The organism is Pseudomonas sp. stari2, from assembly GCF_040760005.1.
Classification (GTDB): Bacteria; Pseudomonadota; Gammaproteobacteria; order Pseudomonadales; family Pseudomonadaceae; genus Aquipseudomonas.
This window is the reverse complement of record NZ_CP099760.1, coordinates 5,345,001-5,370,250: the sequence shown is the minus strand read 5'-3', so window position 1 is coordinate 5,370,250 and position 25,250 is coordinate 5,345,001. Positions and strand designations below refer to the sequence as shown.

Sequence of the window (25,250 nt, the reverse complement as noted above, 5' to 3'; positions counted from 1 at the left end):
ACGTAAAGCCGCCATGCTGGCCTGGATTAAAGCAAGTTGTGCGCCATTCACTCAGGGCTTGGCGGTCGGGCGGATCGAGTCCCATTCGGTGACGAACGCGGTTTTGGACTTTTTGTTGTACAGGCACAGCTCGGTGCCTTGCTGGCCCTTCATGTGTTTTTGCGGGTACTGGCCTTGCAGCAACAGTGCGGTATAGCCGACGCGGTCATCGAATTGCGCAGCATTGCCGACCGGTTTGGCGTTTTTCAGGCCGCTGGCCTTGGTGCAACTGGCGAGCACGGTTTTGTCGTAGGCGGCCCAGGCATCGGGGCTGGAGGCGTGGGCAAGCGGGGTGATGAGGCAAAGTATGGAGAGGGCGAGGCGTTTCATGGTTCGGGCATCCTTGGTGGTTGATCGCCAGGGTATGAGTATGCCGCAGGATTTTAGTTTGTCAGTCCGGTACCAATTCCCGGCGGACCACATACATTCCAGACTTTTCATACAGCTGTCGCGCACGCAGGTTGTCTTCCAGCACTTTCAGATCGACAAAGCCCTCGCGCCGATCCTGAAAAACCTTGAACGCATGCAGCAGTAGCGCGCGACCCAGTCCGCGCTCCTGAGCCCGGGGATGCACCACCAGATTCTTGATGTAGGAACTGGTCCAGCATTGCGCCACACCGATGACGCCGTCGGCATCGCTGGCGATGAAACACAGCGCCGGATCGTATTCGGCGTCCGTTTCATATTGTTGCTGCCAGACGTCCAGCGCGGGCACCCGGCCGCCGCCTTCGCGGTAACCGAGCTGCATCAGTTGATGCGCTGCCGGTGCCAGTTCCGGACGATAGTTGCAGAGTTCGATGCCTTGCGGCCAGTCGATGGCCGGCACGTCCTGGCTCAGGTTGCGCCGCATCAGAAAACAGAACGTCTCGCTCAAGACTCAGTGTCCATGGGCGGCGACGTGTTTGGCCGCTTCGATCAGGCAGTGGGTCAGCTCGGGTGAGGAGAACTTGGTCAGCACCCCGTTGGCGCCAGCAAGGCGGGCCTTTTCGCTGTTCATCGCGCTGTCCAGCGAGGTGTGCAGCAGCACGTAGAGGTGGGCGAAGTCCGGCGTCTCGCGCAGGGTGCGGGTGAAGGCGTAGCCGTCCATCTCGGACATTTCGATGTCGGAAACGATCAGGTTGATCTGCTGCGCCGTGCCTTGCAGGTCCAGCAGGCAGTCGATGGCTTCCTTGGCGCTGCGGGCGGTGTGGCATTGCAGGCCGAGGTTGCGCAGGGTGTGCACCGATTGCTGCAACGCCACCTGACTGTCGTCGACCACCAGGATTCGCGCGTTGCCCAGCACTTCGGCGTCTTCCATGCTCAGCTCGGTCGGGGCCATGTCGATCTGCGCCGGGGCGATGCCGTGGATGACTTTTTCGATGTCCAGCACCTGCACCAGCGTGCCGTCCACCGAGGTCACGCCAGTGATGTAGGCGCGGGAACCGCCGGAACCGAACGGCGGCGGTTTGATGTCGGTGGTCAGGCAATGCACGATTTTGCTCACCGCCTGTACGTGCAGACCCTGCTTCGAACGGCTGACGTCAGTGACGATCAGGCAGCCGCCGTTCGGGTCTTCCAGCGGCCGCTCGCCGATGGCACGGCTCAGGTCGATCACCGACAGCGAAGCGCCGCGCAAAGTGGCGATGCCTTTGACGTGGGGGTGCGACTCCGGCAGCTTGGTCAGCGGCGGGCAGGGGATGATTTCACTGACCTTCAGCAGGTTGATCGCCATCAGCTTGCCGCTGCGCAAGGTAAACAGCAGAAGCGAAAGTGAATCTGCGCGGGCTTTGTTGGAAGACATAAAAACCTTCTGTGGAAAAGGTGAGCGACGATCACACGGATCGTCAGCAGGTATCGATGCCGGGTTATCGACGTGTAACCGGCAGGCTTTAGAGATTCTGGCGCCAATCCGACGACGAGGCGTTCATTTCATGCCCAGCCGCTTGGCCAGCCGCCCCAGATTTGCCCGGTCCAGTCCCAGTTCACGGGCGGCACTGGCCCAGTTGTCCTGATTGCGCTCGAGTGCTGCGCTGATCAACTGTCGCTGATACTGCTCGGTGGCGGTGCGCAGGTCGCCGCCGATCACTGGCTGGGTGACAACGGCTTCGGACGGCACCGGCGAGTTATCCACAACCTCGCGCGGCAGGTCGAGATCCGCTGCGCTCAGACTGAGAATCTTCGGCCGCACCTTGCAGTTGCCCAGTGCTTTCAGCGCGCTGCGCCCGATCAAGTGCTCCAGTTCTCGCACGTTGCCCGGCCAAGTGTAGGCCAGCAACGATTCCTGGGCGTCGCTGTTCAGGCGCAGGCTGTTGAGGCCCATGCGTGAGCGGTTCTGTTCGAGGAAAAAACCGCTGAGCAGCAATACATCGCGACCCCGTTCACGCAGCGCCGGTACTCGCAACGGGTAAACACTGAGGCGATGGTAGAAGTCGGCCCGGTAGCGACCGCTGCGTACTTCTTCGGCCAGGTCGCGGTTGGTCGCAGCGATCAGGCGCACATCGACCTGATGCTCCTTGTCCGACCCCAGGCGCTGCAACTGGCCGCTCTGCAACACGCGTAAAAGTTTGGCCTGAACCGTCAGCGACAACTCGCCGACTTCATCGAGAAACAGCGTGCCACCGTTCGCCAGTTCGAACTTGCCGCGCCGGTCGCTGGTGGCGCCGGTGAAGGCGCCGCGCACGTGGCCGAACAGTTCGCTTTCCACCAGCGTGTCCGGCAGGGCCGCGCAGTTGAGGCTGATGATCGGTTTGTCGGCACGCGGGGAGGCGGCGTGGATCGCCTGGGCCACCAGTTCCTTGCCGACCCCGGTTTCCCCGGTGATCAGCACGGTCAGGTCGCTGCCGCCGACCAGATTGATCTCTTCCACCAACCGTTTGTGGGCCTTGCTCTGGCCGATCATTTCGCGATTCTGCTGGCCGCTGGCCTGGCGATAGACCTCGGCGCGCTGATGTTCGTCTTCGGCGCGAGTGGCCAGACGTTCGATGCGTTCGGCTGCGTTGACCGTGGCCGAGGCGAGGCTGGCGAAGGCTTGCAGGGCATCGAGTTCGATGGGTTCGAAACGCTCCGGATCGAGTGCGTCAAGGGTGATCAGGCCCCAGAGTTTTTCATCGACGAACAGCGGGCAGCCGAGGCAGTCGTGAACTTCCAGATGGTCGTCGAGGCCATCGACCAGACCGTCATAAGGGTCGGGCAAATCGCTGTCGGCGGCGAAACGGGTTGGCCCTTCTCCGGCCAGCAGCACTTCAAAGCGCGGATGTTCGCTGACCTTGAAGCGTCGCCCAAGAGTGTCGGTGCTCAACCCGTCCACCGCCAGCGGCACCAGCCATTCACCGTCGAGACGCAACAATGCGGCTGCATCGCAGGGCAACAAGGCGCGCATGGCTTCGAGCAGGCGCCGGTAGCGTTCGCCTTCAGGCAATTCGCGGGACAGGTCGGAAACCAGCGGGAGCAGAGCGGTGAGCAGTGGTTTGGCGGACATAGGCTTGTAGTCAAAGAGACGCGTTGTAGTCGAAGCGACTATAGAGGTGCTTGTGTCGATCTGACTACATAAATTTCAAATTATTGATTTATATAGAAAAAATAGTTGGCACGATTGATGGAATACATAAGGCACTTTTAGAAAAAGCTCAGGAGTCACCCTTATGCTTAGCGTCCAGGATCGTGCCATCGTCAAATCCACTGTGCCTCTGCTGGAAAGCGGCGGTGAAGCGCTGATCACCCATTTTTACCGGATGATGCTCTCCGAGTACCCGAAAGTCCGCCCACTGTTCAACCAGGCTCACCAGGCCAGCGGTGATCAGCCTCGTGCCTTGGCCAACGGCGTGTTGATGTACGCCCGCCACATCGATCAACTCGACCAGTTGGGCGATCTGGTGGCCAAGATCATCAACAAGCACGTGGCGTTGCAGATTCTGCCGGAACACTACCCGATCGTCGGCACCTGCCTGCTGCGCGCCATCTCCGAAGTGCTCGGCGAAGAAATCGCCACCCCGGAAGTGATGAGTGCCTGGGGCGCAGCCTATGGTCAGTTGGCCGATATCCTGATCGGCGCGGAAACCGCCATCTATGACCAGAAAGAACAAGCCGTCGGCGGCTGGCGCGGAGCGCGAGAGTTCATCGTCGCAGCCAAGGTCGAGGAGAGCGCGGAAATCATTTCCTTCTACTTCGAGCCTGCAGACAAAGGCCCGATCCTAGTGGCCGAGCCAGGTCAGTACATCGGCATGAAGCTGATCCTCGACGGCGAAGAAATCCGCCGCAATTACTCGCTGTCGGCCCTGGCCAACAAAGGTCAGTACCGCATCAGCGTCAAGCGTGAACCGGGCGGCCGCGCGTCCAATCACCTGCACGATCAACTGCATGTCGGTGCGAGCATCCAGTTATTCCCGCCTTCAGGCGAGTTCACCCTGACTGCCAGCGACAAACCGCTGGTGCTGATCAGCGGCGGCGTCGGCATCACCCCGACTCTGGCCATGCTGGAAGCAGCGCTGGAAACCGAGCGTCCGGTACATTTCATTCACTGCGCGCGCAACGGCAGCGTGCATGCGTTCCGTGACTGGATCGACGGGCTGGCCGAGCGTCATCCGCAACTCAAGCGTTTCTATTGCTACGCCGAAGACGATGGCGTAAGCCCGGTGGCGGACAAGGTCGGGTTGCTGAGCCAGGAGCAGTTGGGTGAGTGGCTGCCGGAGCAGCGTGATGTGGACGCTTATTTCCTTGGGCCGAAAGGCTTCATGGGGGCGATCAAGCGTCACCTGAAGGCGCTGGGTGTACCGGAGAAACAGAGCCGGTATGAGTTCTTCGGGCCGGCGGCGGCTCTGGAATAAGCCTGATGAGCGACCCGAGATTTTCGGGTCGCTTTTTTTGAGCGGTTCTGATTCTTAAAAAGTGTTTAAAGGTTAATCGTTTCTTAACCGGTTTATCGTTTATTACCCGATGCTGATGATAGGCGCTCGTTCGTTTACATGATCAGGATCGCCCCCATGCCGCACTTCGCTTCCTCCCGCCGTTTCAGCCTGGCCACTTTGGGCCTGTCGATTGCCTTGCTGTCCAGTCCGTTTGCCTTTGCCGAATCCGCGTTGATCCAGCCGCAGACCCTGATCGTCGATCAGAGCCTGCCCCAGGCCCAGCGTGATGCAATGGAACTGGCGGCGCGGCGTTACGGCAGTTTCTGGAACAGTGGCGAAGAGGCGTTGGCCACGGCGGCCCTGTCGCCGCAGTTTGTCGACAAGACCCCGCCGGAAGGCCGGGTGCAAGGGCCGACCGGGCCGCTGCTGGCATCGAAGTTCTTTCGCACGGCGGTGCCGGACTTGAGTTGCGAGATCGAGCAAATGATCGTCGCCGGGGATCGCGTGGTGGTGCATCTGCACTTTCGCGGGCATTTCACTGGTACGTTCAAGGCTCTCAAAGGGCAGGGCCAGCGTGTAGACTTCCGGGCAACCGATATCTATCAGATCGACAACGGTCGCATTGCGGCCAATTGGCATATCGAAGACAACATCAGCCTGATGGCGCAACTGCAAGCGCAGCCGCCGGCCAGCTGAACCATGGACATGAAAGGGAAACGCGATGAGCGAGGAAACGATTCGATTGGGACGTGAACGGCGCTATCTGGTGTTGCTGGGCGTCATCTGCCTGGCGCTGATCGGTGGCGCGCTGTACATGCAGATCGTGCTGGGCGAGGCACCATGCCCGCTGTGCATCCTGCAGCGTTATGCCTTGCTGTTGATCGCGCTGTTCGCGTTTATCGGCGCGGCCATGCGTACCCGCCGCAGCATCACCGTGTTCGAAGTGCTGGTGGTAATCTGCGCGATTGCCGGGGCCGGTGTCGCCGGGCATCACGTGTACACCCAGTTCTACCCGGCAGTGAGCTGTGGCATCGATGTGCTGCAGCCGATCGTCGATGACCTGCCGCTGGCGAAGATCTTCCCGCTGGGCTTTCAAGTAGACGGTTTCTGCTCGACGCCGTACCCGCCGATTCTTGGCCTGTCGCTGGCGCAATGGGCTCTGGTGGCCTTTGTGCTGGTGGTGATCCTGGTGCCGCTGCTGACCTCGCGCAACCGAAAAGCATTGCGCTGAGTCAACTTTTCGGCCTGTGCGCCGATAACACAAACGCCTCGATTTGCAGTGATGCAAATCGGGGCGTTTTGCATTTCAGGGTCTTTGTGAAAACGTCGTGACGAACGGCAAGGGACGGTGCGACAGGTGTGCGACATGTTGTCACACACGCCGTGTCGCAGTGTCTTTCGCAGGCCCGGATTGGAGTGTTGTTACAAAAAAGGATTGGTCTGTTTCAGGGTTTTTCGGCTTTGGGACGCTGGTGCCGAAGCAGGCAGTTTTAACAACCTGTGGCACTTGGCCAAAGCCCTTGGGTTATCGGGGTTTAAGCGCTTCACAGTGTCGGAAAAAGTCTTCGGAACTGTCTGATCCGAGCCAGGTACACCTACATTTTTTGGTGTTTTTGTTGAGAATCAATTTCGATAACATGCGGAACTTTTGCAAAAACGGTGATGGATTGTTGCTCTGAGCGATAAAAATTATTTCGGGATAAGACATGGTGTATAGGGCGCTACCTATCTACAATCGCCCGCACTGAATTCCCGGCACTGTTCAGCCTTTATAAGGAACTGAGCAGGAAGTCGGGTGTCGAGGGGCCGAAAGGCTTGCGAGACACCCAGGTGTCGGTGCCTTCCAACTTTCCGCACCAAATGGAATTGGTCTGTAACAAGGCCTTTGACCACGAATTCGAATAAGAACTGACCGCTGTCCCAGGATTTGTCGAGCGTCTGACGCGCGACGGGCGGCCCTTATTCAATCCAAAGAAAATGCCAACCCTTGGCAGGGTGAAGTGTTGGCGATCAAAACCCAACTGCATTGCGCAAGCTGCTTTAGAGGTCGTGAGATGAGTAAAAACAGGTACCCCAGATTACTAGGCCTAGTGCCGCTGCTCGGCACGTTGTTGCTGGGAGGCTGCAACATGACCTTGCTCAATCCAACGGGCCAGGTCGGCCTGGAACAGCGCAACCTGATCATCACCGCTACGCTGCTGATGCTGTTGGTCGTTGTGCCGGTCATCGTCATGACCTTCCTGTTCGCCTGGAAGTACCGCGCCTCCAACAAGAACGCCGTCTACACCCCGAAATGGTCGCACTCGACCAAGATCGAAGTGGCAGTCTGGACCATTCCGGTCCTGATCATCATTGCCCTGGGTTACATCACCTACAAGTCGACCCACTCGCTGGATCCGTATCGTCCGATCGAGTCCGACGTCAAGCCGGTGACCATCGAAGTGGTCGCGCTGGACTGGAAGTGGCTGTTCATCTACCCGGAACAAGGCATCGCCACGGTCAACAAGATCGTGTTCCCGGCGCACACGCCAGTTAACTTCCGGATCACTTCGGACGCGGTGATGAACTCGTTCTTCATCCCGGGCCTGGGCGGCCAGATCTACGCGATGGCGGGCATGACCACCAAGCTGCACCTGATCGCTGACCGCAACGCTGAAATGGACGGTATCTCCGCCAACTACAGCGGCGCTGGTTTCACCGGTATGAAATTCAAAGCGATCGCAACTTCTCAGGAAGATTTCGACGCCTGGGTAAGTGAAGTCAAAAAGGCACCTAAACAGCTTGAACAAGCTGAATACGCAGCCCTTGCCAAGCCAAGCCAGAACAATCCAGTCGAGCTCTACTCCTCGGTCACGCCGAACCTGTTCCAGACCATCGTCGACAAGTACGAAGGCATGAAACCGGGCAAGCCGCTGAAGCACGAGAAGAAAGAGAAAGAAGTGGCGGCAACGGATATGGACTCGAATTCGCATTCAGCTGCCGGGGCAGAGGAGTAAACGATGTTTGGTAAATTAAGTTGGGAAGCGATCCCTTTCCACGAGCCGATCGTGATGGTCACCATCTCGATGATCGCGCTCGGTGGTCTGGCGTTGTTCGCTGCAATCACCTACTTCAAGAAGTGGACTTACTTGTGGACCGAGTGGCTGACGTCGGTCGACCACAAGAAAATCGGCGTGATGTACATCATCGTTGCCATGGTCATGCTGCTGCGTGGCTTTGCCGACGCCATCATGATGCGTACCCAGCTGGCCATGGCCACCGAGGGTTCGCCTGGCTACCTGCCACCTGAACACTATGACCAGATCTTCACCGCTCACGGTGTGATCATGATCATCTTCATGGCGATGCCATTCTTCACCGGCCTGATGAACCTTGCAGTGCCGCTGCAGATCGGCGCCCGTGACGTTGCGTTCCCGTTCCTGAACTCCCTGAGCTTCTGGCTGCTGGTGTCCGGCGTCGTGCTGATCAACCTGTCCCTGGGCGTCGGCGAATTCGCCAAGACTGGCTGGGTAGCGTATCCACCGTTGTCGGGTCTGCAATACAGCCCTGGCGTGGGGATGGACTACTACATCTGGGCGCTACAGCTATCGGGTCTGGGTACAACGCTAACGGGGGTTAACTTCCTCGCGACCGTGCTGAAAATGCGTACCCCGGGCATGAAACTGATGGACATGCCGATCTTCACCTGGACCTGCACCTGGGCAAACGTTCTGATCGTGGCTTCGTTCCCGATCCTGACCGCTACCCTGGCACTGCTGACCCTTGACCGTTACATGGATTTCCACATTTTCACCAATGAACTTGGTGGCAATCCAATGATGTACGTCAACCTGTTCTGGGCATGGGGCCACCCTGAGGTTTACATCCTGATCCTGCCGGCCTTCGGCATCTTCTCGGAAGTGATCTCGGCCTTCACCGGCAAGAAACTGTTCGGCCACCACTCGATGATCTACGCTTCGGGCGCGATCTCGGTACTGGGCTTCATGGTTTGGCTGCACCACTTCTTCACCATGGGTTCGGGTGCCAGCGTCAACGCCTTCTTCGGTCTGGCGACGATGCTGATTTCCATCCCGACGGGTGTGAAACTGTTCAACTGGCTGTTCACCATCTACCAGGGCCGTCTGCGCTTCACCAGCCAGGTTCTGTGGACCCTGGGCTTCATGGTGACCTTCGCCATCGGCGGCATGACCGGCGTACTGCTGGCCATCCCGGGTGCTGACTTCGTTCTGCACAACAGCCTGTTCGTGATCGCGCACTTCCACAACGTGATCATCGGCGGCGCGGTATTCGGCTACATCGCAGGCTTCGGCTTCTACTTCCCGAAAGCGTTCGGCTTCAAGCTGCACGAAGGCTGGGGTAAAGCAGCGTTCTGGTTCTGGATCTCGGGCTTCTTCGTCGCGTTCATGCCGCTCTATGCACTGGGCTTCATGGGCATGACCCGTCGTCTGAACGCTACCACCAACCCTGAGTGGGTACCGTACCTGTACGTTGCCATGTTCGGTGCGATCCTGATCGCTGTGGGTATCGCTTGCCAGCTGATCCAGCTGTACGTCTCGGTACGTGACCGCAACAAGCCGGAAAACATGTGCGAACACGGTGACCCGTGGAATGCCCATACCCTGGAATGGTCGACCTCGTCGCCACCTCCGTTCTACAACTTCGCTGTGCTGCCTAAGGCTGACTGCATCGACCCGTTCACCGAAGCCAAGGAAAACGGTACTGCGTACCAGACTCCGGCCAAGTACGAGCCGATCCACATGCCGAACAACACCGCCACTGGCGTGGTGATGGGCGCACTGCTGACCGTATTCGGTTTCGCGATGATCTGGCACATCTGGTGGTTGGCGATCGCCAGCCTGGCCGGCACTGTCATCTACTTCGTGATCCACGCTGCACGTGACGACCAGGGCTACATGGTTCCGGTTGAAACGATCGAGCGCATCGAAGCCGAGCAGCACAAGCGTCTGGTAGCGGCCGGGAAGATCCCTGCTTCCGCGACCCGTGTTGAAACCAAGTTGGAACAGGCTTAAACAATGTCGAACTTAGTGACCAATGCTGGACACGCCCATGGCCATGACCATGGGCACGATGACCATCACCACGACTCGGGCGAGATGACCGTATACGGTTTCTGGCTCTACCTGATGACCGACTGCATTCTGTTTGCGTCGATCTTCGCGGTGTACGCGGTACTGGTAAACAACGTTGCCGGTGGCCCGTCGGGCCACGACATCTTCGAACTGCCATACGTGCTGGGCGAAACCGCTCTGCTGTTGTTCAGTTCGATCACCTACGGCTTCGCCATGCTGGCGTTGTACAAAGGTAAAAAGCAGCAGGTTCTGGGCTGGTTGTTCATGACCTTCCTGCTCGGCGCAGGCTTTATCGCCATGGAGATCAACGAGTTCCACCTGCTGATCTCCGAGGGCTTCGGTCCTAGCCGTTCGGGCTTCCTGTCGGCGTTCTTCACCTTGGTCGGTACCCACGGTCTGCACGTATCCGCGGGTCTGATCTGGATGGGCATCATGATGTACCAGGTCAACAAGCACGGCCTGACGGCGACCAACAAGACCCGTCTGAGCTGCCTGAGCCTGTTCTGGCACTTCCTGGACGTGGTGTGGATCTGCGTATTCACCGTTGTTTACCTGATGGGGACCCTGTAATGGCTAATGCACACTCCCATGACAGCCATGATGCTGGCCACGGCAGCGTAAAGTCGTACGCCATCGGCTTCATCCTGTCGGTGATCCTGACCGTCATCCCGTTCGGCCTGGTGATGTTCCCGACCCTGCCGAAGTCCACCACGCTGGCAATCGTCCTGCTGTTCGCAGTGATCCAGGTGATCGTTCACCTGTATTACTTCCTGCACCTGGACCGCTCCGTGGCTCAGCGTAACAACGTGATCGCGTTCGTCTTTACGGCCATCGTGATCCTGCTGCTGGTCGGCCTGTCGCTGTGGATCATGTTCAGCATCCACACGTTCATGATGGCGAAGTGAGGTAGACCCGATGTCGCTCAAGCACTTTATCCAAATCACCAAACCGGGGATCATTTTCGGTAACGTGCTTTCTGTGGCAGGCGGGTTCTTCCTGGCCTCGAAAGGGCATGTAGATCTGGCGGTGTTCCTGGCCGCCATGATCGGCACTTCCCTGGTCGTGGCCTCCGGTTGCGTGTTCAACAACTGCATCGACCGCGACATCGACCTGAAGATGGAACGCACCAAGAACCGGGTGCTGGTCCAGGGCCTGATCTCCCTGAAACTGGCTCTGGTCTATGCGACCGTCCTGGGTGTCGCCGGCGTTGCGTTGCTGTACAAGGTGGCCAACCCGTTGGCTGCCCTGTTCGCCGTGATCGGCTTCATCATCTACGTCGGCTTCTACAGCCTGTACCTCAAGCGCAAGTCGGTTCACGGCACGCTGGTGGGCAGTCTGTCGGGCGCCATGCCGCCGGTGATCGGTTACGTGGCCGTGACCAACAGCTTCGACATGGCCGCGCTGACCCTGCTGGTGATGTTCAGCCTGTGGCAGATGCCGCATTCCTACGCCATCGCGATCTTCCGCTTCAACGATTACCTGGCCGCATCGATTCCGGTGCTGCCAGTGAAGCGCGGAATTCAGGTGGCCAAGAAGCACATCCTGTTCTACATCCTGGCGTTCCTCGTGGCGACCCTGATGCTGACCTTCAGCGGCTACGCCGGCATGAGCTACCTCGCCGTTGCCGCGGCCATGGGCATGTACTGGTTGTACATGGCCTGGACCGGCTACAAGGCGGTGGATGACACGGTCTGGGCACGCAAGCTATTCGTGTTTTCGATCTTCACCATCACCGCGTTGAGCGTCATGATGTCCCTGGACTTCAAGGTGCCGACCGAGCTGTTGCTGACGTACGCGCCGTAAGGTTCGAACGTTGTACGAGAAACCCCGTTCATCGAGAGATGAGCGGGGTTTTTTGTTGTCCGCTGCAGGTGAATCCCTCACAGCGGTTTTGGTTCATGCGTAAATGATTAACCAGAAATCGACAGGTTGCGGTCCCCAGGCAAAAGCCCTAGATTCGGATCCAACTACATGCATCGATCAAGAGGCTGGGCGAAATGACTGAGAGGATGACCTGCGACGAACGTTTCATTGCCCTGGCAAAAGAGCTTAATTACGACATCAATGGCGAGAACACGGTGGGCGGCAACTACGCACCGCTGGTTCGTCATCACGATGAGCTGTACATCAGTGGCATGGTGCCGCGCACCGAGGGCAAGATTCAGTATCCCGGCCGGGTCGGGCTGGAGCTGACGCTCAAGGACGCGCAAGCCGCCGCGAGCATCAGCGCCATGCGTTGCCTGGCATTCATCGTCGATGCGGTCGGTTCGCTGGACAAGGTCAGGGCGCTGTTGCGGGTCACGGTCTATGTGAAGTCGACCCCGGACTTCGTCGACCTGAGCGAAGTGGCCAACGGAGCATCCGACGTCTTCAGTTATGTGCTGGGGGATGCCGGCCGCCATACCCGCACCACCGTCGGCGTCTATCAGTTGCCGAAAAACGCGGCCATCGAAGTCGACATGATCGCGGCGGTACATCCGTCGGCGTAAGCGCTGAAAGCCGCGCAACAAAAAGCCCCGCCTGAGATTCAGAGCGGGGCTTTTTCGTCAGCGCTGCGCTTACTGGGCAGCGATGCTGTAACCATCGAACGCTGTCTGCTGTTGCAGGGCGGTGATGATGTTCTTGCGGTTGATCGCGTGTTCGGTGCCGGCGTTGTCGACGAAGGTCTCGCCTTCGATTTCTGCTTCTTCGCCTTCACCGACGAAGGTGAAGCCGAGGAATTCCAGCGCCTCACGATCCACGCTCAGGCGCGAACGCGGCGTGCGCATTGGCAGGGTCACGCTGATGCCGTCCTTGCTGATGCTGAACACTTCGACGTCTTTCTTGGCGCGCGCGGCTTTGCTCTTGCCGCCGCTCGGGTTGCTGATCGCCTGATGGGTCTGGTTCAGCACTTTGAGGGCCAGGCCATAGACGATTTCCTGGAACGCCGGATCGTCCTTGAAGCTGGACAGGATGCGGCTGATCGGGAACTTGCTGCTCAGGTCTTCGAGGGCTGCGATGTCGGCTGCCTCGGCGTCCTTCAGGCGCTTGAGCTGGCCCATCAGCTCGTAGGCCTGATCGTCATCGAAGCGATCGTGGGCCTGACGGATCGCGGCACGCAGTTCGCGGATTTGCTCACTCTCGCGGGTCGACTGGAACGCGTCGAGCACCATCTCGCTGATGATCTTCGCTTGTGGAATGTGTTGTGAAAGATTGATGGAGTTTTCGTATTCCGCTTTGGACGACAGGGTGACTACGGATTCAGCGGTGTTGAAATCGGACATTGAAATTTCACTACTTTTTTAACTTGAGATGAGACGAGAAAGCATGGGGGGCTTTTTCAGGCCGACTAATTTAGGGGAGTGGGACGTTGTTGTCACGGAGCAACGGCCCGGTGGAGTTGATTATTTGCCCGGCGTATTCAGGTTCATCGAACGCACGATCCACTGTTCCGCGTTCTGTTGATCCACTGGCAGCGAGAAGCGAAAGGTCGCGCCCCGTCCTGCGACATCGAGCAACTGGATTTCGCGCCCGTGCAGTTGCAGGATCCGGTGCACGATTCGCAGGCCCAGTCCGCCGTCGCGCCGCGCGCCGCCGATATTGAAGGGACGCAGGAACAAACCTTCACGCAACTCGGCGGCGATGCCGGGGCCTGTGTCACTGACGGTGATTTCAACCAGGGCACCCTGGGGTTTCAGACCGAGTTCGATTTCGCCCCCCGGCGGCGTATGACGCAAGGCGTTATCGAACAGGTTGGTCAGCACCCGTTCGATCAGCCCGAGGTCAGCGCAGACAGTTGGCAGGTTGGCGCTGAAACAGGCCTTGAGTTCGACGTTCCGGGCTTCGGCGCCCAGTTCGAATTTCTGGAAGATGTCCTGCACCAGGTCGGTCAGGGAAAATTGTTCCAGCACAGGCTGCACGAAACCATGTTCAAGGCGCACCAGTTCCAGCAACGATTGCGCGAGTCCGCCGACCTTGCGGCTCTGATCCAGGGCGATCCCCAGATAGCGGCGGCGTTCCTCCGGAGACAGGGTAGCGTCCTTGAGCGACAGCGTTTCCAGGTAACCATGCAGCGAGGCCAGCGGTGTGCGCAGGTCGTGGGAAATATTCGCCACCAGTTCCCGGCGCTCCTGATCCTGGCGGGTCAATGAGCGCCACTGTTCACCGAGGCGGTTTTGCATTTGCCGGAACGCTGCGTCGAGCACGGCGATTTCGTCCGGGTCAGCGGACTTGTCCACAGGCGTGGGCGGGGCTGGCAGTGATTGCGGTGCGCCGTCGATGTCGAATTGGCTCACGGTTTCGGTCAACCGACGCAATGGCCGGGTGATCAGGTTGAATGCCGTCAGACCGGCAATCAGGCACAGGAACGCCACGAGTCCGATGGACAGCAGCGCCGTGTTAAGCGCCGCACTGGTGGCGCCGCGCTCGGCGAATCGGTCGTGCGCTTCGCTGAGCAGGACCACGTAAAGGTAACCGGCCGCCTTGCCGTTGACCTGCAATGGCGCCGCGCTGAAGACCTTGCGCCCATCGACGCTGCGCGGGTCGTCGCCGAGGATCGGCAACGGTTGATCATTGAGCAGTCGATGAATCGGCACGAGATCGACAGTCTGCCGACGCAGGCGTCCTTCCGGTGCCGCGTTGCCGACGATCCGGCCTTCGGTGTCGAGCAGGTACACCTCGACACTCGGGTTGACCAGCATCAACTGGCTGAACAACTCGCGCACCGCGCCAGGCATCAGGCCGTTGCTGTCCATCAGCACCGTGTCATGGGCGATGTGCTGCGCCAGATCCCGGGACAGACCCTGCACCACCTCCAGCTCATGCATCTGGCTGGAGCGCACCTGCAACCACGCCGACGTGCCGCAGCACGCCAGCAGCAGTACGGCGAATACCAGGGACAGGCGCTGCGTCAGGGTCAGTTTCATGGTTGCTCTGCGCTCGTGCCGAATTTGTAACCACGACCCCACACCGTGAGAATGCGCACCGGTTGTGCCGGATCAACCTCGATTTTCGCCCGCAGGCGATTGATGTGGGTGTTGACCGTATGTTCATAACCTTCGTGACTGTAACCCCAGACTGCGTTGAGCAGATCCATGCGCGAGAACACCTTGCCCGGCTGACGGGCGAAGAAATACAGCAGATCGAATTCCCGGGGAGTGAGGTCCAGGCGCTGGCCATTGAGGGCCACGTCACGGGTGATCGGGTCGATGGTCAAACCATCGAGGCTCAGGCTGCCGGCGTCCATCTTCAGGTTGCGGGCCATGGCATCGACCCGGCGCAGCAGCGCTTTGACCCGGGCGACGAGTTCGAGCATCGAAAACGGTTTGGCGAGGTAATCGTCGGCGCCTAGTTCCAGGCCAAGGATGCGGTGCAGTTCGCTGGAGCGGGCGCTGGTGATGATGATCGGTGTGTAGCGGGCCATTGCCCGGGCGCGGCGGCAGATTTCCAAACCATCTACTCCCGGCAGCATGAGGTCAAGGATGAGCGCATCCCAGTGACCTTGCTGCAGCAGACGCATGCCTTCGTCACCGTCGGCGCTGTGTACCACTTCGAATTGCTCGTCCCGCAGGTGCAGGCAAATGAGGTCGGCAATGTGCAGGTCGTCCTCGACCACCAGGACGCGTTTGGTCTGTTCCATGAAGCTCAATCCTTCGGCGCGATGAACGCATTGTGCGGGTTTTCCTCAGCGCGAGTTATCACGAATTGTTTAACTTCCCGTGAGGATTTGGCGATCAACCCAAGCCTAGGCTGTGTTCCACGACAGGTATCTGGAATTTTGGGAGACGGCCATGTTTTCACGGCGACAGATTCTGGCAACGGGCGGCGGGCTGGGGCTTGCAGCCCTTCTGGCCGGTGTATTGCCAAAGTTATCCACTGGCTCTGTGCTGGTCGACGAGGCGTTGGCCGAAGAAGCGTTTGAAGTGACCCACAGCGACAGTGAGTGGCATGCGCTGCTGACAGACGAGCAATTCGACGTGCTGCGCAAAGAGGGTACGGAACGCGCCTACAGCAGCCCGCTGAACAACGAACATCGGACCGGCACGTTTGCCTGTGCCGGGTGCGATCTGGCGCTGTTCTCGTCCGAGACCAAATTCGACAGCCGTACCGGCTGGCCGAGTTTCTGGGCACCGCTGGAACACGCCGTGGCCACCCGCCAGGACCGTTCCTTCGGTATGACCCGGGAGGAAGTTCACTGCCGGCGTTGCGGCGGTCACCTCGGTCATGTGTTCGACGACGGGCCCAAGCCCACCGGTCTGCGTTACTGCATGAACGGTCTGGCCATGACCTTCAAACCCGTGGCGGCCTGAGTCGTGGTTCGCCGGCGATCTTCACTTACAACAGGACGACACTATGTGGCTCTTGGTTCTCGCTTATCTCGGTGGTGTGCTGACGATCGTCAGCCCGTGCATCCTGCCGGTTCTGCCTTTTGTCTTCGCTCGCACCGGGCAGCCGTTTATCAAAAGTGGCTTGCCGCTGTTGGCGGGGATGGCGCTGACCTTCGCGCTCGTCGCCTCGTTGGCGGCGGTGGGCGGCGGTTGGGTGGTACAAGTCAATCAGTACGGTCGCTGGCTCGCGTTGCTGTTCGTTGCACTGTTCGGGCTGACGCTGCTGTTGCCGCGTCTGGCCGAGCGTCTGACCCGGCCGCTGGTGTCCGCCGGCAGTCGCTTGTCGGAGGCCGCCGGCCAGGACAGTCGTCCGCGTCCGGGCGCTTCGTTTCTGATCGGCGTCGCCACGGGGCTGCTGTGGGCGCCTTGCGCCGGGCCAATCCTCGGGCTGATTCTGACCGGTGCCGCGCTGCAAGGTGCAAGCATCGCCACCACGCTGTTGTTGCTCGCCTATGCGGCGGGCGCCGCGACTTCGCTGGCTGCGGCTTTGCTGCTGGGCGGTAAGGTCTTCGCGGTGATGAAGCGTTCGATCGGGACTGGCGAGTGGATCCGGCGCGGACTCGGGGCCGCGATGCTGGCCGGTGTGGCCGCCATTGCGCTGGGCCTCGATACCGGGATTCTGGCGAGTTTTTCTACGGCATCCACCGGTAGGCTGGAACAGGCCTTGGTCGGCAAGCTCTCGGGCAAATCCCCTCAGGGCAACGGCACGATGATGGCGCAAATTCCCGCGGCGGAGGACGCGGCAAACGGCAGCATGATGGCAGCCGGCGGCGCGATGAAAATGGCCGCCAAAGCACCCGGCTCGCTGCCGGTCGAAGGTCAGTTGCCGGCGCTTGATGGTGCGGTGCAGTGGCTCAACTCGGCGCCGCTGGACGCGCAGGCACTCAAAGGCAAAGTGGTGCTGGTGGATTTCTGGACTTACTCCTGCATCAACTGCCTTCGCACTCTTCCATACGTCAAAGCCTGGGCCGAGAAATATCGCGATCAGGGACTGGTGGTGATCGGTGTGCATGCGCCGGAATTCGCTTTCGAGCGTGATGTAGGCAACGTCACCAAAGCGCTGAAAGAACTGGGCATCAATTACCCGGTGGCCATCGATAACGACTACAAGATCTGGCGTGCTTTCGACAATGAATACTGGCCGGCGCATTACTTTGCCGACGCACAAGGGCACATTCGATACCACCATTTTGGCGAAGGGGACTACGCCGAATCGGAACGGGTCATCCAGCAACTGTTGCGTGAGGCCGGAGCGAAAACCGTGGCTGATGGCCTGATCAACGCAGACGCCCAAGGCGTGCAACTCGCGCCGGATATGAACCAGGTGCTGTCACCGGAAACTTATGTCGGCTACCAGCGTGCAGAACATTTCGTACCGGAAACCAGCCTGGTGCCTGACAAGGTCGCGGCCTACAAGACACCTGCAAATCTTGCCCTGAATGACTGGAGCCTCGGCGGCCAATGGGCGGTCGGTGCCGAACGCGCCACGGCCAGTGCGCCGGCCAGTCGTATCGTTTATCGCTTCCATGCCCGCGACCTGCACCTGGTGCTGGGCCCAGGGGCGGACGGAAAACCGGTGCGCTTCAAAGTGATGATCGATGGTCAGGCGCCGGGCGATTCCCACGGTGTCGACGTGGCGCCTGACGGCAGCGGTCGCGTGACCGAACAACGCTTGTATCAATTGGTACGGCAAACCGCTGATGTGAAGGACCGCACCTTCAGCATCGAGTTTCTCGATCCGGGCGTGTCGGCTTACGCCTTTACCTTCGGCTGATCAGGAGTACAGAACATGAAAGCTCAAACTATCTGGCGTCGTCGGCTGCTGGGCGTCGCGACAGCTGGGGTTATCGCGCAGTGCTCGGCGTTTTCTTTCGGGGCCGAGGAGGGTGTGGTCATTCCGCCGCCGGCACTCGACGAAAACACCCAGGCACACACTGAAACCGCGGTGTTTGCCGGTGGCTGCTTCTGGGGAGTACAGGGTGTTTTCCAGCACGTCAAAGGTGTGCAGAAAGCCGTGTCGGGTTACGCCGGTGGCGCGGCGAATACGGCGGAGTACGAACGGGTCAGCGAAGGGGATACCGGCCATGCCGAATCGGTGCAAGTCACCTTCGACCCGACTCAGGTCAGTTACGGCAGCCTGTTGCAGATCTACTTCTCGGTGGCTCACAACCCGACCGAACTCAATCGCCAGGGGCCGGACAGCGGCACCCAATATCGCTCGGCGCTGTTCCCGGTCAATGCTGATCAGCAACGAGTGGCCCAGGCCTACATTGCGCAACTGGACGCCACCCATGTTTACAGCAAACCCATCGTCACCCGGCTGGAAACTTTCAACGGGTTTTACCCGGCGGAGGACTATCACCAGGACTTCCTGACCGAACACCCAAGCTATCCGTACATTGTGATCAACGACATGCCGAAAGTGGCGCAGTTGAAGCAGTTGTTTGCCCAGCGTTATCAGGAGAAACCGGTGCTGGTGAAAAACGGGTCGTGATCACCGGTTGTCCGATGGTTACTGTGCGGTCACTGGCAACTGTCGGGCGGTGAGGGTTCGCAGTATCCTGTAGAGTTTTAGCGAGCGGGTACTGATCAGGCCGCACATGAAGCCCGACACGCTGGCCTTGAGTAGCAGCATGTCGGGGGACGCGGCAAGCTCCGGATTTACGGCATCCTGATATCCGAAGTAATAGTTTGCGAAAAAAAACATCAGGAACATGATCAGGATTTTCACGGTGCCAGGCATGATCAGCCCCGTCGCGGAGTCATCGAGTACCACACCCTTACGGGAAAAAAACAGCCAGGCCGAGAGACTACCCAGCAATAGCGCGCCGAACCAACTGCTTAAAAACAGGACCGGGTCGATCTTCAGATTCAGGGAATACAGGGACCATGCCAGAAACGCCGGTGGTGTGATGAGCATCGAGAGACGGCTTTCACGGCGGGAAGAAAACGCCTTGATCCCGAAATAAACCACAAGCAGAAAAAACACGTAGGCCCGTATCGGGGTGTTTTGCAGAATCGTGAGCATCGTGCAGCATCCATGCTGAAAAAGAAGAAGATGGATAATAGCCGAGGTCGCATTCAGTACCCGTTATTTCAATCGCGGGCGTTCCATCGCAATCACTGAGGTTTCAAACCCCAGGCGGGTAAAAAATGCTTCGGCTCCCTGGCGCCCGGCGCGCAGTACCCAAGTGATATCGGGGTTGTCGCCCATCACATGATCTACCAACGCCCGGCCCACGCCATTGCGTTGGTAGTGCACATCAACGACCACCATCGACAGATAGCCGTTGGATAAACCGTCAGTAATGCCACGAGCGAAGCCAATGATCTGTTCACCCAATAGCGCAACAGCCGTTCGCTGCGAGTTTTGAATCAACTGCGCGAAATACTCCGGAGATCCGACTCGATGCGCCCAGCCGTGCTGCCCGAGAAACAACCGCACCGATTCCGTTTCGGCGGGTAGAAGATCGCGTACCGTCAGATCTATTTTCATTGGGTGATCGAGTCCTTGATGACCGGGTGATTGCGATTTGTCGCAGAAGCTTGATGGATGCCAAGCGTAGTCAGCTTTTCCCCCACGTCTGCATCGCAAACTCAACGAAGCGCCGAAGCTTCGGCAGTCGATAGCGATCCTGTGCATATAGAAGGTGCAATGGGCGGCTCGGCGGTTGGTAGTCGGGAATCACCGTGACCAGTTTGCCGTCGCGCAGATCCTGTTCCACCAGTGCATCCGGCAACATCACGATGCCCATGCCGGTACGGGCAGCCTGATGCAAACCGGCGGAGGTGTTCATCAGCATCGGCCCGCTGACGTCGATCATGATTTCACCCTCCGGCCCACTCAGGCGCCAGCGCTTTTCCACCGATTGCCAGTCATCGCCGGCGGGGTAGGCGAATGACAGGCAATCGTGCTGTTGCAGGTCTTCAGGCGTTAGAGGCATGCCGCGCCGGGCTACGTATTCCGGGGAGGCGCACACCGTTAGGGTGTAGTCGATCAGTGGTCGGGCGATCAGGTTCGACTGTTCGAAATGGCCGAGCCTGAACGCCACATCGAGACCACTTTCCATCAGATCCGGTCGGCGGTTGGTCAAGACCACATCCATTTTTACCTGCGGGTATTGCAGGGAAAACTCGCTCAGTGCGGGAGCCAGTCGTTCGACGCCAAAGGTGAGTGGCGCAGTAATGCGCAGGAGACCGCGCGGTTCATCCATGGTTTGTTCGGCGAGACGTTCGGAGTCTTTCACAAGCCCCAATACTTCCAGGCAACGCTGGTAATAGACCGTACCGAATTCGGTCAGGCGCTGACGCCGGGTGGTGCGTTGCAACAGTTGTACACCGAGTCGCTGTTCCAGTGCGCGAAGGTGATTGCCGACCATGGTCGTGGACATTTCGCACTGTAGGGCGGCCTTGGTCATGCTGCCGGCTTCCACGACTTTGACGTAGACGCTCATTGACTGGAATAAATCCATTATCAAGCCCTGCTTCTAAATGATTGAAGTTTTGCCGAGTTTATCCAGCTCTGGTGGCTAACCATACTGCAAACACACCGACCTTCACTGGAGTTTGAAGTCATGACCGCCGCCCTGATGAACACATACCAACCGCTGGCCCTGAGTTTCACCAGAGGTCTGGGCACCCGTCTGTGGGATCAGGCCGGTCGCGAGTACCTCGATGCCGTCGCGGGTGTTGCGGTGACCAATGTCGGGCATTCGCATCCGCGGATTGTTTCGGCGATCAGCGAGCAGGCTGGATTGCTGCTGCACACGTCCAACCTCTACAGCATCGACTGGCAGCAGCAACTGGCGCTGAAACTGACGCAGCTGTCGGGAATGGAGCGGGCGTTCTTCAACAACTCTGGCGCCGAGGCCAATGAAACGGCGTTGAAACTGGCGCGATTGCATGGCTGGCGCAAGGGGATTGAGCAGCCGCTGGTGGTGGTCATGGCCAATGCGTTTCATGGCCGTACCCTGGGAACCTTGTCGGCCAGTGATGGCCCGGCAGTGCGTCTGGGTTTCAACGATCTACCGGGTGATTTCGTTAAAGTGCCGTTTGGTGATCTTGAGGCACTGGAGCAGGTGCAGCGGCAGCACGGCGAGCGGATCGTGGCGATTCTGGTCGAGCCAATCCAGGGAGAAAGCGGCGTGCAAATGGCGCCGCCGGGTTACTTGAAAGCCTTGCGCGAACTCTGCAGCCGCCACGCCTGGCTGCTGATACTCGACGAAATCCAGACCGGTATCGGACGGACCGGGCGCTGGTTTGCGTTCCAGCACGAAGGCATCGTTCCCGACGTCATGACCCTTGCCAAGGGCTTGGGTAACGGTGTGCCGATTGGTGCCTGTCTGGCACGGGGCAGGGCGGCGGAACTGTTTACCCCGGGCAGCCACGGCAGCACATTTGGCGGCAATCCGCTGGCCTGTCGGGTTGGCTGCACCGTGCTCGACATCATCGAAGAACAAGGTCTGCTGGAGAACGCGCGGATTCAAGGGGAGCGCTTGCTCAGCCGCTTGCGTGCGGAGCTGGTGGGCAATCCGAATGTGATGGCGATTCGTGGGTTGGGGTTGATGATCGGCATCGAACTGAAACAGCCAATTCGCGACCTGACGCTGATTGCCGCGCGGGATCATGGGCTATTGATCAATGTCACTCGGGGCAAGACGATACGGCTGCTGCCACCGCTGACAATTGATGAGCGGGAGGTGGGGATGATTGTGAGGGGAGTGGGGCGGATGCTCGAGGCAAACTGACCACCACGATATCGTCTGAAATGGCTGCCGATTTTTTTCGGCAGCCATTTTTTCATCCGGGTAAATCTATCGTCGGATATTGTCGCAATCCTAATCAGGATAATCCGTCAGATCCGGCGCCAGCATCCGGGTCTTCGGCGCGCCGTTCGAGTTGTGCTGAATGATCTCCTGCGGCTGCCCTTGTTCATTGAAAAATACCTGACCAATCCCTGCCGAATTCCACAGGCGTTCGCCTGTTTCGGCGTGCTCGGGAACATACGGCACGATGCGCATGCGCCGGCGTTTGGTCAGCCAGTTCAGCGGTGAGCGGGGTGAGTAGAGCCAGCGGTTCAGGCGGTCGAACCATTCCAGCAAGGTTTTCGGGAATTCGTTCTTGATACCGCTGCTGGTGATTTGCCAGATCCGTGGGCCGGCCTTGCGATGTCGGATAAGCACTTCGTAGACGAAGGAATAATGCACGTCCCCTGACAGCACCACGTAATTGCCGGGTGTGCGCGAGTGTCGGAAAATGTTCAGGATCACTTGGGCGGCGCCGCGATGGGCCATCCAGTTTTCCGCGTCCACCAACAGTGGATAGCCGCACCAACTGAATATCTTTTGCACGGTTTCGATCAATTTCACACCGAAGATCGGTGCCGGTGAGACGATGATCGCTGACGGATGATCGAGCAGTTCCTGTTGCAGTTCGCTCAGGGCTTCCCAGTCCAGTAAACCTGAAGGTTGTTTGAGCGCCATCTCGCTGCGCCAGCGTCGGGTTCGAGTGTCGATTACCACCAGCGCCGGGGTGGCCGGCAGCACAAAGTGCCAGTTCTGGAAGCGCAGCAGTTCCTGGATCAGATTGTCCTGCACTTGGGCGTCGAGATAATGGTTGTCACCGCTGGCGCTCAGGCGTCTGGTTTTCTCCAGCAATGCGCTGAAAACATCCGGATTGTTGCCCCAGCCCTGACATAACATATAAGCGATCAGCGCATTGCCAATGATGCGTTTGGAGAACGGATGGCCGTAGGCCGTTTCTTCCCACTGCGCGGAAAGATTCCAGTCGTCGGTAATGTCGTGGTCATCGAAGATCATCAGGCTCGGCAAGTGCGCCAATGCTCGGGCAACGTTGCCAAGGCCTGCCTTGAAGGTATCGATCCGGGTCTGCTCCAGGGTATAGCGCATTCGGCGTTCGTGCGTCAGCGCCGGTGGTTGCGGGTTGATTAATGCCCAGGGCGTTGGCGACCAAACCAACAAGTACATGGCCATGACTTCGGCGAACGTCACCAAATGGTTGTCAGCACTGCTGCTGGTGAAAATCGGCTTGCGTGTTCCGCCGAAAAATCGCTCACGCAATGTCTCGTTGCTCTCAAGCGCCGGTAACAAATCCGCGCGGTGGTAGTAGCTGGCCGGGTGTTCGTAGAGTTTGGTGCTGTCGCTGACTACAGCACCTTCGAGGTGCTCATCGAACAGGCCGAGTCGATCGATCAGCGTGTGGATCGCTCGCAGCATTGGGCCGGCGACGTCATCGGTGTAGACCTGATCGCCGCTCATCATCAACAGCGCCGGGCGCAGTGACGGGCTGGTTTCGACGGCGAGCAGTCGGTCGACGCATAACAAGCCATCTGCTGCCGGGTGGTGCGGCTTGCGACAGGATCCATGGAGCAGCTGGTCGATTCGAGAGCGCACCACAAAATTCGCGCAGCGGGCCTCACCATAGAGTAAATGTGGCGCCCAATCGGCAATGCCGGTCGCGCCTTGCCCGATCATTAGGTCATATTCGATCAAGGTATCGCAGGGCAGTGGGGTCTCTAGCACAACATCTATCAAATGGATGTGGGCATGCTTTCCTGCGGGGATGACCGTGCATGTCTTACCATCCAGGGGGATGTCCCCGACACCGTGCAGACGCAGAGTCAGCGAAAGCGTCCGACTACCCACCAGCCACATCACAAGGCGTGAAGGTTCCAGGCGTCGTAGTAATGGGCCGGCCAGCACGGGCGGCAAGATCGCAAGGTAATCGGGTGATGGCAGGGATTCGGACATCCGGCTTCAAGACTCTTGGCACGCAGGCCTGCGATGATAACGCAGCCGGCAAGCGCTCTTCAGAGCGCTTTTTGAGTCAGGCTCAAATCCTGCAAATTCCACTGGGTATCGCCATCCTTGCCTGGCACTGCCTGCACCGAACAGCTGTAGTCGTAGGTGACAGCTTTGCCCAGCATATTGTCTGCTTCAAACACACCGGTGACTTTATAGTTCTGGTCTTTCAAGCGTGTCGCTTTGAAAGCTGGCCCTTTGACATGCTGGGTAGAGGGAAAGCGCAGAGCGCTCTGCATCGGAGGAGTGCACATTAGGACGGCCATGTAAGATCTGTCGGCATCTGCTCCGTTACCAGCGGCTTGGCGTTTTGCTTCTATGAGCGGCAGAGAGGTTTCTTCGAGCTCGGTCAAGATGAGATTTTCGGATATCGATTTTACGGCGCGGGCGCGGTAATTCGGAAGCAGCGCGGACTCTGCCGGTGAGGTCTTTTGCGTAGTGTCCGGCGTGGGTGCAATGGCTGGGGTCGGCACCTGCGCTATGGCTGGCTCCTGATCTACGACTTCGGGCGCTGACTGGCTTTTCGGCTCGTGCGCAGACGGAAACAACGACAGGCTGATGGAGAATACTACGAGGCCGACAATGAACCCGCCCGCCGCACCAATGAGGTTGCCAATAATGAGGTTCCAGCTACCGCGGTTTTTCACGACCCACCGCCACATGAAGCCCCACGCCGCGACAAATGCCAGAAAACGCAAAAAATCCATTCGATCCTTTCCTTAAACTTTCAAAGCCTGGTATCAGCACCATTCCCGATGGGGAGCGCTAAAGATGGATGGCAAGATATCAAAATAGAGGCCTCGCGCCACTGTCTTCATCCATGCAGTCGACTATATATGCCTGGTAGTAAAGGAAGGCGTGTGGTGGTGTGGGTTGACCTCGATTCACAGTATCTCTTGCAGGTAGCCCCTGAGTGCTTGAAGTGGCGCATCCAATTGGGCCATTGACTGTACATGGCTGAAATCGACTGACAATCTGTTCAGTTCGCGCCCCAAAGGCTTCTCGACGCCACCCACGGCGTCCATCGCCAGACTCAGGCATTCATTCATCTTGAGTTGGATGGTCGCGATGTCGTCCCGGCGTATTAACAGTTTGAACACGTCCCGTTGGTAG

General features: G+C 58.8%; 26 protein-coding genes and 1 pseudogene (1 of these 27 only partly in view). 13 read left to right on the top strand and 14 right to left on the bottom strand.

Annotation, left to right across the window (positions count from 1 at the left end):
* Positions 1-51: 51 nt before the first annotated feature.
* From NH234_RS24565 to norR, 4 genes are all read right to left on the bottom strand, one after another.
* Positions 52-369: a hypothetical protein gene (locus tag NH234_RS24565; protein ID WP_367254518.1), complete on the bottom strand. Its 318-nt coding sequence runs from the start codon at positions 367-369 to the stop codon at positions 52-54.
* A gap of 61 nt (positions 370-430) precedes the next feature.
* Positions 431-889, bottom strand: a complete 459-nt coding sequence (locus NH234_RS24560; protein ID WP_367257239.1) for a GNAT family N-acetyltransferase — start codon at positions 887-889, stop codon at positions 431-433.
* Between the two features lie 27 nt (positions 890-916).
* A complete protein-coding gene (locus NH234_RS24555) occupies positions 917-1,819 on the bottom strand; it encodes a chemotaxis protein (protein WP_085733683.1) in 903 nt (300 codons plus the stop codon).
* 123 nt (positions 1,820-1,942) lie between these two features.
* Positions 1,943-3,496 (bottom strand): nitric oxide reductase transcriptional regulator NorR, encoded by a 1,554-nt coding sequence (norR, locus tag NH234_RS24550; protein ID WP_085733684.1) that lies wholly within the window; start codon positions 3,494-3,496, stop codon positions 1,943-1,945.
* A 163-nt stretch (positions 3,497-3,659) separates the two neighbouring features.
* Here norR and hmpA point away from each other — a divergent pair, with 163 nt between their 5' ends.
* The 3 genes from hmpA (at position 3,660) to NH234_RS24535 (ending at position 6,093) form a co-directional block, all read left to right on the top strand.
* Entirely contained in the window at positions 3,660-4,841 is a 1,182-nt protein-coding gene (hmpA, locus tag NH234_RS24545; RefSeq protein WP_367254515.1) for an NO-inducible flavohemoprotein, read from the top strand.
* A 156-nt stretch (positions 4,842-4,997) separates the two neighbouring features.
* Positions 4,998-5,558 carry an ester cyclase gene (locus tag NH234_RS24540; RefSeq protein WP_085733686.1) on the top strand — a complete coding sequence of 187 codons (561 nt, stop codon included), beginning with the start codon at positions 4,998-5,000 and terminating at the stop codon, positions 5,556-5,558.
* A gap of 25 nt (positions 5,559-5,583) precedes the next feature.
* On the top strand, positions 5,584-6,093 hold the full coding sequence (locus NH234_RS24535; protein ID WP_085709370.1) for a disulfide bond formation protein B: 510 nt from the start codon (positions 5,584-5,586) through the stop codon (positions 6,091-6,093).
* 494 nt (positions 6,094-6,587) lie between these two features.
* Here NH234_RS24535 and NH234_RS24530 read toward each other — a convergent pair.
* Positions 6,588-6,889, bottom strand: a pseudogene (locus NH234_RS24530) (hypothetical protein).
* A 27-nt stretch (positions 6,890-6,916) separates the two neighbouring features.
* Between NH234_RS24530 and cyoA the strand changes: the two are divergent.
* The 6 genes from cyoA to NH234_RS24500 all read left to right on the top strand — a co-directional run bounded on the left by cyoA (position 6,917) and on the right by NH234_RS24500 (position 12,441).
* Entirely contained in the window at positions 6,917-7,858 is a 942-nt protein-coding gene (gene cyoA / locus NH234_RS24525) for a ubiquinol oxidase subunit II (protein ID WP_065261342.1), read from the top strand.
* A 3-nt stretch (positions 7,859-7,861) separates the two neighbouring features.
* Positions 7,862-9,892, top strand: coding sequence for a cytochrome o ubiquinol oxidase subunit I (gene cyoB / locus NH234_RS24520; RefSeq protein WP_085701769.1), 2,031 nt, complete (start codon positions 7,862-7,864; stop codon positions 9,890-9,892).
* A 3-nt stretch (positions 9,893-9,895) separates the two neighbouring features.
* A complete protein-coding gene (locus NH234_RS24515; protein WP_007956720.1) occupies positions 9,896-10,522 on the top strand; it encodes a cytochrome o ubiquinol oxidase subunit III in 627 nt (208 codons plus the stop codon).
* A complete protein-coding gene (cyoD, locus tag NH234_RS24510; RefSeq protein ID WP_065261339.1) occupies positions 10,522-10,857 on the top strand; it encodes a cytochrome o ubiquinol oxidase subunit IV in 336 nt (111 codons plus the stop codon). Before NH234_RS24515 ends, cyoD begins: the two co-directional genes overlap by 1 nt.
* A gap of 10 nt (positions 10,858-10,867) precedes the next feature.
* Positions 10,868-11,755, top strand: a complete 888-nt coding sequence (gene cyoE, locus NH234_RS24505) for a heme o synthase (RefSeq protein WP_039765651.1) — start codon at positions 10,868-10,870, stop codon at positions 11,753-11,755.
* A gap of 194 nt (positions 11,756-11,949) precedes the next feature.
* Complete coding sequence (locus NH234_RS24500) at positions 11,950-12,441, top strand: RidA family protein (protein WP_085709372.1); 492 nt, start codon at positions 11,950-11,952, stop codon at positions 12,439-12,441.
* Between the two features lie 69 nt (positions 12,442-12,510).
* Here NH234_RS24500 and NH234_RS24495 read toward each other — a convergent pair whose 3' ends face one another.
* From NH234_RS24495 to NH234_RS24485, 3 genes are all read right to left on the bottom strand, one after another.
* A complete protein-coding gene (locus NH234_RS24495; protein ID WP_085709373.1) occupies positions 12,511-13,215 on the bottom strand; it encodes a hypothetical protein in 705 nt (234 codons plus the stop codon).
* Between the two features lie 120 nt (positions 13,216-13,335).
* A complete protein-coding gene (locus NH234_RS24490) occupies positions 13,336-14,856 on the bottom strand; it encodes a HAMP domain-containing sensor histidine kinase (RefSeq protein WP_085733688.1) in 1,521 nt (506 codons plus the stop codon).
* A complete protein-coding gene (locus NH234_RS24485; protein ID WP_085733689.1) occupies positions 14,853-15,569 on the bottom strand; it encodes a response regulator transcription factor in 717 nt (238 codons plus the stop codon). Before NH234_RS24485 ends, NH234_RS24490 begins: the two co-directional genes overlap by 4 nt.
* Before the next feature lie 151 nt (positions 15,570-15,720).
* Here NH234_RS24485 and msrB point away from each other — a divergent pair, with 151 nt between their 5' ends.
* Genes msrB through msrA form a run of 3 tightly spaced genes read left to right on the top strand, consistent with a single transcriptional unit; the run spans position 15,721 to position 18,811 of the window.
* Positions 15,721-16,239 (top strand): peptide-methionine (R)-S-oxide reductase MsrB, encoded by a 519-nt coding sequence (gene msrB / locus NH234_RS24480; protein WP_085733690.1) that lies wholly within the window; start codon positions 15,721-15,723, stop codon positions 16,237-16,239.
* A gap of 43 nt (positions 16,240-16,282) precedes the next feature.
* Positions 16,283-18,091, top strand: a complete 1,809-nt coding sequence (locus NH234_RS24475) for a cytochrome c biogenesis protein DipZ (protein ID WP_367254511.1) — start codon at positions 16,283-16,285, stop codon at positions 18,089-18,091.
* Between the two features lie 15 nt (positions 18,092-18,106).
* Positions 18,107-18,811 (top strand): peptide-methionine (S)-S-oxide reductase MsrA, encoded by a 705-nt coding sequence (msrA, locus tag NH234_RS24470; protein WP_367254509.1) that lies wholly within the window; start codon positions 18,107-18,109, stop codon positions 18,809-18,811.
* Positions 18,812-18,829: 18 nt separating this feature from the next.
* On the opposite strand, the gene NH234_RS24465 is transcribed toward msrA, so the two are convergent.
* From NH234_RS24465 to NH234_RS24455, 3 genes are all read right to left on the bottom strand, one after another.
* Positions 18,830-19,345 (bottom strand): DUF6622 family protein, encoded by a 516-nt coding sequence (locus NH234_RS24465; RefSeq protein ID WP_367254507.1) that lies wholly within the window; start codon positions 19,343-19,345, stop codon positions 18,830-18,832.
* A 63-nt stretch (positions 19,346-19,408) separates the two neighbouring features.
* Positions 19,409-19,813, bottom strand: a complete 405-nt coding sequence (locus NH234_RS24460) for a GNAT family N-acetyltransferase (protein WP_085733694.1) — start codon at positions 19,811-19,813, stop codon at positions 19,409-19,411.
* 70 nt (positions 19,814-19,883) lie between these two features.
* Positions 19,884-20,789 carry a LysR family transcriptional regulator gene (locus NH234_RS24455; protein ID WP_085733695.1) on the bottom strand — a complete coding sequence of 302 codons (906 nt, stop codon included), beginning with the start codon at positions 20,787-20,789 and terminating at the stop codon, positions 19,884-19,886.
* Between the two features lie 102 nt (positions 20,790-20,891).
* On the opposite strand from NH234_RS24455, the gene NH234_RS24450 reads away from it, so the two are divergent.
* Positions 20,892-22,064 (top strand): aspartate aminotransferase family protein, encoded by a 1,173-nt coding sequence (locus NH234_RS24450; protein WP_085733696.1) that lies wholly within the window; start codon positions 20,892-20,894, stop codon positions 22,062-22,064.
* A gap of 90 nt (positions 22,065-22,154) precedes the next feature.
* On the opposite strand, the gene NH234_RS24445 is transcribed toward NH234_RS24450, so the two are convergent.
* The 3 genes from NH234_RS24445 to NH234_RS24435 form a co-directional block, all read right to left on the bottom strand.
* A complete protein-coding gene (locus tag NH234_RS24445) occupies positions 22,155-24,086 on the bottom strand; it encodes an alkaline phosphatase D family protein (RefSeq protein WP_367254505.1) in 1,932 nt (643 codons plus the stop codon).
* 59 nt (positions 24,087-24,145) lie between these two features.
* Positions 24,146-24,844: a hypothetical protein gene (locus NH234_RS24440; protein WP_085733698.1), complete on the bottom strand. Its 699-nt coding sequence runs from the start codon at positions 24,842-24,844 to the stop codon at positions 24,146-24,148.
* Between the two features lie 177 nt (positions 24,845-25,021).
* Positions 25,022-25,250, bottom strand: partial view of a hypothetical protein gene (locus tag NH234_RS24435; RefSeq protein WP_085733699.1) — the 3' portion only. It continues 101 nt past the right edge of the window; only the last 229 of its 330 coding nucleotides appear in the window; its start codon lies beyond the right edge, outside the window; its stop codon occupies positions 25,022-25,024.